The following is a 10,011-nucleotide window of genomic DNA, read 5'->3' on the forward strand; positions in this document are numbered from 1 at the left end:
AGTAGCGTCGGATAAGGCCGCGGCGTCTGGCGCGTGCGATCGCAAGGCGGCGGAGCGCCCTCATACCGGGTCGTCTGTGGGCGTTTCGCCAACGCAGCGAGCGTGCGTGGCAGGCGTCGCGGCCCCGGCGATACTTCTTACACACTAGCCGGCCGGACTGGCCACCGCGCCGAATGATTCGCATCCCGAGCCAATTCCTGTTCCAATCCATTCTCGGCGCCGAATTAGTTGGTAACAGGCTGTCTCGCATAATGGGCACTTGAGCTGCGCATCTAGGCAGTACCAAAGACGCCTGCTAGCGTCTTGAGCATGCTTTCCCAGTCCGCCGGACTCACCTCGCGGCGCTACGTCGACTTTCGGCGTCAGTGCGCCGCGATCTGTTCGCCTCCGCTTTAGGCGGACCGGGGTTTGCGCTCCGGCCCGCCGACTAAGTCGGCGTCGCAGCGGCTGTCGGAGGCAGAGCATGAATCACCGGACCCCTCGAGATCCCATCCATCGAAGAGGCGCGAGCGCGGGCTCAGTGCTGCGCGCGATCCTCGAACACGGCCCCGTCCCGCGCAGCACCATCGCGCGGCTGACCGGCCTTTCCCCCGCGTCGGTCACCGGGCACACCGCGGAACTCGCGGAACAGAGCTTCATCCGGGAAACCTCCGAGTTCACGCGCGCGAAGGCGGTCGGCCGTCCGCACGTGCCGGTCGACCTCGACCTGTCCGGATACGTCGTCGCGTCCGTGCACATCGCGGTGCCGCACACGACGATCGCGCTGCTCGATCTGCGCGGACGCGTACTCGTGCGGCATCAGGAGCCGCATGTTCAGCCCGAGCCGCTGGCTGTGATCGCCCAGGCGAGCGAGATCCTGGCGCGGCTCCTTGCCGAGCATTCGGCCGGAAGAACGCCGCTCGGTCTCGGCGTCGCCACCGGAGGCTGGATCGATCGCGAAGCCGGCATTCTGGTGGAGCACCCGCTGCTCGGCTGGCAGGACATCGCGCTGCGTGACCTGTTCGCCGAACGCACCGGGCTGCTGGTCGAGGTGGACGGGCATTCGCGCGCGCTGCTGCTGGCCGAGCGGCTGTTCGGCAGCGCCCGCGGTCGCAGCAGCGTGATGCACCTGTTCATCGGAAACGTCGTGGACGCGGCGTTCGCGGCGGGGGAGTCGGTGCACTACGGTCCGCGCTCGCAAGCCGGAGCGATAGCGCACCTGCCGTTGCCCGGCAACACCGAACCCTGCTTCTGCGGCCGCACCGGCTGCCTCCAGGCGGCCGTTTCCGAGCAGTCGCTCGCCCGCCGCGCCTTCGACGAGGGCATCGTCGCGGAGCCCGAGTTCCCGCTGCTCCTGGAGACCGCGCGATACGGCGAGCCCGGCGCGCTGCGGCTGTTCACCGAGCGGGCCCGGCACATCGGCCGCGCGACGGCGATGCTCACGGACGTGTTCGGGCCCGAACTCGTCGTGATCGTCGAGCCCGGAGTCATGTTCCTTCCCGGCACACTCAGCGCCCTGCACGAGGAAATGCGCGCACACGCCTGGTCGCCTCCGGCCGATGTCACCCGCGCGGTCGTGCCCACCGGATTCGAGCCTGACTCAATCCTCGCCATCGCGGGCGGCTCGGTGATCCTCGACGCGCTCTACCGCGACCCGCACAAGCTCCTGGCAGAACACGAACGTGCATATTCCGCCGCTCAGCGCTGTATCCACATCTAACCCTGACTTATCCCGACCTGCTCTGACTTAATTCAAGAGAGCCGAATGTTGACAGGTTTGTCCCAGGGTAACGAGCATGGTGGTGTGAGCAGCATGACGAGGATTTCGCCGGTCAGCCGGGCGCCGCAGCGCCACGGCTACCCGACCGTCGTGCCGTCGTGCCCACTCCCTCCTCGAGAGCCAGGCCTGACCAAGCGCCGCGTCATCGACTTGATGCGCGTCGGCCGCACTTTCTGTTGCCGCTGACCCGCTTTCGCGCGGCCTGATCCATCTCGGGCGCGCTCCTTCGCCGCATTCATCACCCGACCGACGTTCGGGACAGCCACGCCTGCGTCCGCCGCCACGCGGCGCGACCCGGCGCCTCTCTTGCTGCCTTCCCTGTCTTCATAAGGACCCTTCCTTGTCTGCGACCCGACCTTCTGGGATCCGACCGTTCACGCCCGCGCCGAGCGTGTTGCACCGCCGCGCCTTCCTCCAGGCGCTGCTGGGAACCGGCGCCGCGCTCGGCCTCAGCTCCTGCGCGGTGGCGGCCGCAGAGGGAACGCCGCTGGCCACCAACTCCCCGCTCGCCTCCTCCGTGCCGAGCGGAACCAGCCTCAGCATCGCCTCCTACACCGGCCAGCAGCAGCTTCAGCTCAAGCTCGCCGGACAGCTTGACCACCTGCCGTTCACCGTCTCCGCATGGCCGAGCATCGGCGCCGGACCCGACGTGATCAACGCGTTCCGCGCCCGGTCGCTGGAACTGGCCAACAACGCCGGCATCCCGCCGATCCAGTCGCACTATCAGGGATTCGACGCGCGCATCGTTGCCGTCGATCTCACCCGCAAGCCCGCCTACATCTTCGCCACCAAGCCGGGCAGCGACATCCACGCCGTGGCCGACTTCCGCGGCAAGCGTCTCGCCTTCTCGCAGGGCCAGGCGCAGGGCGTCGTCCTGCTGCGCGCGCTGAAAGAAGCCGGGCTCAAGTACGGCGACGTGACGCTGGTGAACCTGACCAGCAACCAGTTCCTCACCGCGCTGCAGGCCGGGCAGGTCGATATCGCGCCGCTCGCGATCTCGCAGGTTCCCGCGTACCTGAGCCGGTACGCCTCCGACGGCGCGCGGACCATCTCGACCGACGTCGTCGACCTTCTCAACATCCTGTGGGCGCCCGCCTCCGTGCTCGCCGACAAGGGCAAGGCCGCGGCGATCGCCGCCTACATTCCGCTGTGGGCCAGGGGCCTGGTCTGGGCGTGGGAGAACCCTGACACCTGGGCGGAGGACTACTACGTCAAGACCCAGAACCTCACCCTGGCGCAGGCCAAGGGGATCCTCGCGCTGACCAGCAAGCCGCTGTTCCCGCCGAGCTGGGACGAGGCCATCGCCTGGGAGCAGGAGACCGTCGACCTGCTCGCCGAGGGCGGCTTCGTCAAGCCCTTCAAGGCGGACACGCTCTTCGACCGCCGCTTCGAGCACCTCGCGTCTGACGCCGTCGCCGCCCAGTACCGGAGCTGATCCCGTGACCGAACTCGCCTCCCCGCGGCTGGCCGCTCCCGCCGCAGAACCCGCGTCCCCGGCGCCCTCGGCCGGCGCCGCCACCACCAATTCGCCCCCCGCCCCGCCACGACTCAGCTCCCTGTCCCGCAACGCCTCCCTGTCCCGCGACACCTCCCCGTCACGGGCCACCACGGCACCCCGCACCCTGCGCCGCCTCGCCCCCGGCCGACGCTTGCCGTACGCGCGCCTGCTCGGCCCGCTCCTGCTGTTCGCCGTCTGGTCGGTCGCGAGCGCGGCCGGATTCCTCGACCCGCGCGTCCTGCCAGCGCCGTGGACCGTGCTGCACACCGGCGCGGACCGCTGGCTGCACGGCACCTTGCGCGCCGACACCGCGGACTCGCTCTGGCGGGCGGCTCAGGGCTTTGCGATCGGCCTCGTGATCGGCGTGACCCTGGCGCTGGTCGCCGGTCTGAGCCGGATCGGCGAGGCGGTGATCGACGGCACCGTCCAGATCAACCGGTCGGTGCCGACCCTCGGCCTGATCCCGCTGTTCATCCTGTGGCTCGGCATCGGCGAGACCTTCAAGGTGGCGATCATCGCGATCGTCGTCTACATCCCGATCTACCTGAACCTGCACGCGGCGCTCAGCGGCATCGACAACCGCTTCGTGGAACTGGCCGAGGTGCTCGGGCTCAGCCGCTGGCAGTTCATCCGGCAGATCGTCTTCCCCGGTGCGCTGCCCGGCTTCTTCGTCGGGCTGCGGCTCGGTGTCACCGGGTCCTGGCTCTCCCTTGTCGTACTGGAGCAGATCAACGCCACCAGCGGCCTGGGCTACATGATGTTCCAGGCCCAGAACTACGGACAGACCGACGTCATCGTACTCGGCCTCTTGATATACGGGTTCTTCGGATTCGCCTCGGACGGCATCGTCCGCCTCATCGAACGGAGGGTGCTGACATGGCGGCGCTCACTGAGCAGCTGAGCCCTGCGGAACTGGACACGCCCGCCGTCCACCTCGGCGCGCTGACCCGGTCCTTCGGCGAGCGGACCATCCTCGACCGCCTCGACCTGGACATCCCGGCCGGGCAGTTCGTCGCGCTGCTCGGCCACAGCGGCTCGGGCAAGAGCACGCTGCTTCGAGCCATCGCAGGGCTCGACCACGACGTGACCGGCTCCGGGGAGATCCGCGCGCCGCGGCGGATCTCCGTGGCCTTCCAGGATTCCCGGCTGCTGCCGTGGCGCCGGGTGCTGGAGAACGTCGTGCTCGGCACGCCGATCCGCGGCCAGGAGGCGGCGAAACGCGGCCGCGCCGCGCTCACCGAGGTAGGGCTGTCAGGACGCGAACGCGCCTGGCCGCGCGAACTGTCCGGCGGCGAAGCCCAGCGCGCCGCCCTGGCCCGCTCCATGGTCTGGGAACCGGAACTGCTGCTGGCCGACGAGCCGTTCGGCGCCCTCGACGCGCTGACCCGGATCAAGATGCACACCCTGCTGCGCGAGCTGTGGGAGCGGCACCGGCCGTCAGTGCTCTTGGTCACCCACGACGTGGACGAGGCCATCGTGCTCGCCGATCGGGTCCTCGTCCTCGACCACGGCCGGCTCAGCGTGGACCTCACCATCGACCTACCGCATCCCCGAACCTACCGCGACCCCCGTGTAGCCGAGTACCGCGAGCAGCTGCTCGCCGCCCTCGGCGTGAAGGAGGACTAGCAGTGCCCGAAAGCCCGTCCCGCACCCTGCACCTCAACGCCTTCCTGATGAGCACCGGACATCACGAGGCGTCCTGGCGGCTGCCGCAGAGCGATCCGCGCGCCAACGTGGACATCGAGCACTACAAAAGGCTGGCCCGGATCGCCGAGCGCGGCACGTTCGACTCGCTGTTCCTGGCCGACGGCCCGGTGCTGTTCGAGGATGTGGCGCAACGGCCCGCCGGCGTGATCGAGCCGCTGACCCTGCTCACCGTCCTGTCGACCGCCACCGAGCACATCGGCCTGATCGCCACCGCGTCAACGTCCTACAACTCCCCGTACAACCTGGCCCGCAGGTTCGCCTCGCTGGACCACGTCAGCGCGGGCCGGGCCGGCTGGAACATCGTGACCACCGCCGGAGCCGCCGCGGCGCGCAACTTCGGGCTCGACGACGCGCCGGCCCACGCCGAGCGCTACGAGCGCGCCGCGGAGTTCCTGGACGTCGCACTCAAGCTGTGGGACAGCTGGGAGGACGACGTCTTCGTCGGCGACAAGCAAGCCGGGATCTGGGGCGACAACGACAAGATCCACCCGCCCCGGCACCGCGGCCGGTTCTTCTCGGTGGAGGGCGCACTGAACGTGCCGCGTCCGCCGCAGGGCTATCCGCTGCTGGTGCAGGCCGGCTCGTCCGAGGACGGAAAGGACTTCGCGGCCCGCTACGCCGAAGCGGTGTTCACCGCGCAGCAGACCCTTGCCGACGCGCAGTCTTTCTACGCCGATCTCAAGGCGCGGGCCGGCGCGCTCGGCCGCGACCCGGATGGAATCAAGGTGCTGCCGGGCATCGTCCCCGTCATCGCGGACACCGAGGCCGAGGCGCGCCGGCGCGAGCAGGAACTCGACGACCTGATCGTGCCCTGGCACGCCCAGCGCCGCCTCGCCGAACTGCTCCAGGTCCCCATCGAACAGCTAGCCCTCGACGGGCAGCTTCCCGACGACCTTCCGCCCGTGACGCAGATCCAGGGAGCGCAGAGCCGTTACGCCCTGATCGTGGACCTCGCCCGGCGGGAACGGCTGACGGTCCGCCAGCTGATCGGCAGGCTCGGCGGCGGCCGCGGTCACCGCACGTTCACCGGCACGCCCGAACAGGTCGCCGACGCGATCCAGTCCTGGTTCGAAAGCGGCGCCGCCGACGGGTTCAACATCATGCCCGCGGCTTTGCCGTCAGGCCTCGAATTGTTCGTCGAGCACGTAGTCCCCATTCTTCGCGCCCGCGGCCTGTTCCGCAGCGAATACGTACCCGGACAGACCCTGCGCGAACGCTATGGCCTGCCGCGCCCCGCCAATCAGCACGTCGCGATCCCCGCCCCGGCTGCGGCGATCAGCGCCGCTGCCCTGACCGCTGCCCCGGCCCCGGAACCGGAACCGAACCCGTCCCTCGTCCCCGCCTGACCTCTCCCGAACGGACCAACCATGACCGTCACGCTCTCCGCCCCGTCCACGTCCACCGCCCTCGACATCCAGAAGGTCACGGCCCGGATCGGCGCCCAGATCTCAGGACTCGACCTTTCCCAGCCCCTCGGCGCCGACACCGTCGCCGCGATCCGGGCCGCGCTCAACGAACAGAAGGCGCTGGTCTTCACCGGCGTCGACCTCGACGACGAGGGCCAGCAGCGCTTCGCGCGGCAGTTCGGCGAGCTGACCACGGCGCATCCGACCGTGCCCGCCGTCGAAGGCGCGCCGAATGTGCTCCCGGTGGACAGCGAAAAGGGCGTCGCGAACCACTGGCACACCGACGTGACCTTCGTGCTCAACCCGCCGCAGGTCAGCACCCTGCGAAGCATCGTGGTGCCGCCCTACGGCGGCGAGACGCTGATCGCGAACGCGGCGGCGGCATACCGCGACCTGCCCGAACCGCTGCGCCACTTCGCCGACACGCTCTGGGCCGTGCACACCAACGACTACGACTACGCGGTCCCGCAGGAATCGCTGGACGAGGAGGCCCGCCAGCGTCGCGAGGTGTTCACCTCGATCAAGTACCAGACCGCGCACCCGGTCGTGCGCGTCCACCCGCTGACCGGTGAGCGCGGCCTCTTCATCGGCGGCTTCGCGCAGCGGATCGTGGGCCTGTCCGTGGGCGAGTCGCGCAAGATCCTCGACCTGCTGCAGTCCTACGTCACGCGTCCGGAGAACATCCTGCGCTGGCGCTGGTCGCCGAACCAGCTGGTGCTCTTCGACAACCGCATCACGCAGCACTACGCGGTGGACAACTACGATGGCCTGCCGCGCCGCCTCAACCGGGTGACGGTCGCCGGAGACATCCCGGTCGGCATCGAAGGCAAGCCGAGCTACTCGATCAAGGGCGACGCGTCGCACTACTCGTCTGTCGCCGAGCTCGGGGCGACGCCGGTAGCCGGCTAATCGTTCGTCGCAGCCCTCGCGTTCATCTCCTCCACCAGTCCCGCCATCTCCAGCGGGTTGCCGTAATCGCGCGACCAGACGATCAGTCCGTCGCGAACACGGACGACCATGATGTAGGTCAGCGAGAACGGCTTCCCGCTGGGAGCGAGGTGCCCGTGGATCCGGTATTCGGCGATGACGACCTCCGGATCGGCCGTCTCGTGCAAGGTCACGTCGGAGACCGATTCGAACATGAAACGCGAGGCCGCGGCGTTCATGCGGGCGCGCATTGTCTCCTGACCGCGGGTGATCGCCGGCACGCCGTCCGGCGCGAACGGGATCTCGACGACCACGTCGGGCGCGTACAGATCCGCCATCTGGTCGCGTGTCCCCGACACGGCGGTGTGCAGCAGCAGCTCGACGGTCTCGCGAGCGGTGCGGACTGGCCCGGTTTCGGGCATGGCTCACTCCTCGGTACGCTGGAAGAAGGACAAGCGGAACGATCGCCCCGTTTCCACGAACTATATGGAACGCGCGCCCCGCTTGTCTACGCGCATGCCGAGGAAGGACCGCACCATGACCGTCGAGACCCGTCCGCTCCGCGCCGACGCCCGCCGCAACCGGGCCCGCGTGCTCGAGGCGGCGCGTGAGGCGTTCGCGGCGGAGGGCCTCGCCGTGCCACTCGACGAGATCGCGCGCAGGGCGGGCGTCGGCGCGGGCACGGTGTACCGGCACTTCCCGACGAAAGAGGCGCTGTTCGAGGCGGTGATCGTCGACCGCCTCGACCTCCTCGCCGACCAGGCCGAAGCGGCATTAGCGGCGCCGCAAGCACAGGCCGGCCCGGCCTTCTTCGAGTTCTTAGACGTGATCCTCGTGGATGCGGGCTCGAAGAAAGACCTGGTCGACGCGCTGGCCGGCGCGGGAGTCGACCTGCGCGCCGTCACGCTGAACTCGGCTACCCGCCTCAACGAGGCACTCGGCGAACTCCTCGCGCGCGCCCAAGCAGCGGGCGCGGTCCGCAGCGGGATCGACACGGCCGACCTGCACGCCGTCCTCTTCGGTGCCCTCACGGCCGAGCAACGCCGCGCCGACGCCGAGCACCCGGGCCGCGTCGCACGGCTGGTCTGCGACGGGCTCCGGCCTCCTGCCGCCGATTAGTTTCTGCTGCTATCCGCTAGCTGCTACCTGACAACGCCTGCGGCTGGCTGGGTAACGCCTACGGCTGCCCTCCCGCCCGCCCCCGTTCCGCTTCGCTCCACGGGCCTGGGGCGCTGCCGCGCACGCGCTTCGCGCTGATTACCGGCTTCGCTTCGCTCCGCCGTACGCCTGCGGCTGGCTTGATAACGCCTACGGCTGCCCTCCCTCCCGCCCCCGTTCCGCTTCGCTCCACGGCCCTGGGGCGCTGCCGTGCACGCGCTTCGCGCTGACACTCGACCGCCGCTCTGCCTAAGCGCTGCTCCGCAAACCGCGTGACCACCAGCAGTAGTGCGCCGTATGTTCGGTGGATGCGATCTCCGACGTCGAGTGTGTGCCCGATGCATGGGGCTGGCGGTGACCCTTCGGGGCTCGTAGGCGCTCGGCTTCAGCGGGTCGTGGCGTCCCGTCATGTTCTCGGCGACCTGGTCGACGCAGAGCCGATCGACGTGTGGTTGATCGACGACGCCGGGGCATGCACCCACATCACGAGTGGTTCGGACTGGTGCTTGATCGTGGAGGCGTCCGCGCTCTTCGAGGGATACGACATGGGGACTTGGGGACGTGTCGAGGTCCACGAACGGTCGGATACTCCATTCGCGCCTCATGTCGGTGAAAGAGTGCTGAGCGTCGAGCAAGTGTGGGCGCCGATGACGGGGCGTGTCGCCCTGGTCATTGCGTTCGAGTCGGGCCCGGTGTGCTGTGAGAGCCAGGCAGGCGAGCTTCGCTTGCGCACCTGAAGCGTGCCGTACGAGGACCGATTCCAAGTCGACGTTGAGGCGAACAGATGCAATTGATTGCGGTTCCCCTATGGGTGCTGTGGACAATGGCGGCTGTGGGCATCGGCCTCGTGGCCGTCGCCGTCACGGCGATCGTCTCGCCAGAGAAGCGAGGGTGGTCCGGCCGCTCTCTGGCCTGCGCAACGGCCCTGTTCGTCGCTCGGGTCCTGGTTTCCCGCAACCCGCGCCACGTCCTCTGGTTCGCCTTTGCGCTGGGCATCGTCACGGGGCTCTCGCTTCTCGCGCTCGTGGTGCCGCATGGCCGTAGTGCATACCGGTCGATGGGCTACGTGGAACAGAGGAAGCGAGGTTTTGTCGCTGCGGTGCTCTTCTGCGGTCTATCCACAGCTGTTGTCACGTGCTCGATTCTCTGGGTTCAGTAAGAAGCTGTCCCGCATCTTCTGATCGTGAACTGACCCGCCGTGCCACCCAACACAACACATGATCAGACGATGCGAGGCAGCTTCTAAGAGGAGCTGCTGGGACGAGGTGAGCCAGGTCCGCCAATTCGCTGCTCGGCTGTCACCGTGGTCCCGGCGGGAATGCGGTGAGCCATTGTCGGGTAATCGATGACCAGTCCGTCCCGATCCACGGTCAGATCGCTGACAAACGTTCCCGACGCGTAGCGTACGCGTGCCGCGTCCTGCGTCAGCCCGAGGTGTGTATACGACTGCTGGGATGCGACCACGCGCAGCGTCGGCACCTGTACGAACGCCATGAGGAACCGATGCTCGCCAGGACCGTGCTGCAAGCCGTGTCGGATGATCGGCATGGTGTTGG

10 protein-coding genes are annotated in these 10,011 nt (G+C 68.8%); 8 read left to right on the top strand and 2 right to left on the bottom strand.

All coding sequences use genetic code 11. From position 1 onward, the window contains the following. The first annotated feature begins 463 nt into the window (after positions 1 to 463). From VFA06_RS12410 to VFA06_RS12435, 6 genes are all read left to right on the top strand, one after another. Complete coding sequence (locus VFA06_RS12410) at positions 464 to 1,699, top strand: ROK family transcriptional regulator (protein WP_324840662.1); 1,236 nt, start codon at positions 464 to 466, stop codon at positions 1,697 to 1,699. A 400-nt stretch (positions 1,700 to 2,099) separates the two neighbouring features. After that, on the top strand, positions 2,100 to 3,194 hold the full coding sequence (locus tag VFA06_RS12415) for an ABC transporter substrate-binding protein (RefSeq protein WP_324840663.1): 1,095 nt from the start codon (positions 2,100 to 2,102) through the stop codon (positions 3,192 to 3,194). A 139-nt stretch (positions 3,195 to 3,333) separates the two neighbouring features. Then, on the top strand, positions 3,334 to 4,158 hold the full coding sequence (locus VFA06_RS12420) for an ABC transporter permease (protein ID WP_349260161.1): 825 nt from the start codon (positions 3,334 to 3,336) through the stop codon (positions 4,156 to 4,158). After that, the gene (locus VFA06_RS12425) at positions 4,134 to 4,883 is read left to right on the top strand and encodes an ABC transporter ATP-binding protein (RefSeq protein ID WP_324840665.1); all 750 of its coding nucleotides are present in this window, start codon (positions 4,134 to 4,136) and stop codon (positions 4,881 to 4,883) included. The genes VFA06_RS12420 and VFA06_RS12425 overlap by 25 nt, the downstream gene beginning before the upstream one ends. A 2-nt stretch (positions 4,884 to 4,885) precedes the next feature. Then, positions 4,886 to 6,310, top strand: a complete 1,425-nt coding sequence (locus VFA06_RS12430) for an LLM class flavin-dependent oxidoreductase (protein WP_324840666.1) — start codon at positions 4,886 to 4,888, stop codon at positions 6,308 to 6,310. Positions 6,311 to 6,331: 21 nt separating this feature from the next. Beyond that, positions 6,332 to 7,279, top strand: coding sequence for a TauD/TfdA family dioxygenase (locus VFA06_RS12435; protein WP_324840667.1), 948 nt, complete (start codon positions 6,332 to 6,334; stop codon positions 7,277 to 7,279). On the opposite strand, the gene VFA06_RS12440 is transcribed toward VFA06_RS12435, so the two are convergent. Next, on the bottom strand, positions 7,276 to 7,719 hold the full coding sequence (locus VFA06_RS12440; RefSeq protein ID WP_324840668.1) for a nuclear transport factor 2 family protein: 444 nt from the start codon (positions 7,717 to 7,719) through the stop codon (positions 7,276 to 7,278). The two genes, VFA06_RS12435 and VFA06_RS12440, sit on opposite strands and share 4 nt — an antisense overlap. Between VFA06_RS12440 and VFA06_RS12445 the strand changes: the two genes are divergently transcribed. Together VFA06_RS12445 and VFA06_RS12450 are read left to right on the top strand one after the other, a co-directional pair. Further along, the gene (locus tag VFA06_RS12445; RefSeq protein WP_324840669.1) at positions 7,718 to 8,416 is read left to right on the top strand and encodes a helix-turn-helix domain-containing protein; all 699 of its coding nucleotides are present in this window, start codon (positions 7,718 to 7,720) and stop codon (positions 8,414 to 8,416) included. The two genes, VFA06_RS12440 and VFA06_RS12445, sit on opposite strands and share 2 nt — an antisense overlap. Before the next feature lie 871 nt (positions 8,417 to 9,287). Further along, on the top strand, positions 9,288 to 9,614 hold the full coding sequence (locus tag VFA06_RS12450) for a hypothetical protein (protein WP_324840670.1): 327 nt from the start codon (positions 9,288 to 9,290) through the stop codon (positions 9,612 to 9,614). 83 nt (positions 9,615 to 9,697) lie between these two features. Here VFA06_RS12450 and VFA06_RS12455 read toward each other — a convergent pair. After that, positions 9,698 to 10,011 (bottom strand): putative glycolipid-binding domain-containing protein (locus tag VFA06_RS12455; RefSeq protein ID WP_324840671.1); only part of this gene is annotated, 314 nt, incomplete at its 5' end.

It is taken from the genome of Actinocrinis sp. (assembly GCF_035653575.1).
Lineage (GTDB): Bacteria > Actinomycetota > Actinomycetes > Streptomycetales > Catenulisporaceae > Actinocrinis.